The following is a 276-nucleotide window of genomic DNA, read 5'->3' as shown; positions in this document are numbered from 1 at the left end:
GCCGCCGCACATGCCGATGCAGTGCGCGCCACCGAGCAGGCCGAAGACGAAGGCCGCCAGCAGTGGCGGCAGTCCGAGTCCCGTCGGGTCCATCAGCGTTTCGCTGGTCCGTTGTCATCCTTTTCGGATGGCTTGCGACGCGCGGCCTGGCGGCGCTTCTCGCGCTCCTCCGCGGTCAGGTCGTTCTCGTCCTCGTCGAAGAGGATGCGGTGGGCGGGGCCTTCCAGGTCCTCGAACTGATCGTTCTTCACCGCCCAGAAGAAGGCCCACACGGCC

General features: G+C 67.8%; 1 protein-coding gene and 1 pseudogene. Both read right to left on the bottom strand.

What is annotated here, in order from left to right:
• Positions 1–93: pseudogene (locus HOP53_RS21520) on the bottom strand (sulfite exporter TauE/SafE family protein); the annotation flags it as partial.
• On the bottom strand, positions 93–276 hold a 184-nt coding region (ccoS, locus tag HOP53_RS21515; protein WP_234271888.1), incomplete at its 5' end, for a cbb3-type cytochrome oxidase assembly protein CcoS. The gene ccoS and the pseudogene HOP53_RS21520, both read right to left, overlap by 1 nt.

This window comes from Billgrantia ethanolica (assembly GCF_021404305.1).
GTDB classification, from domain to species: Bacteria; Pseudomonadota; Gammaproteobacteria; order Pseudomonadales; family Halomonadaceae; genus Halomonas; species Halomonas ethanolica.
This window is presented reverse-complemented; position numbering and strand designations above follow the sequence as displayed.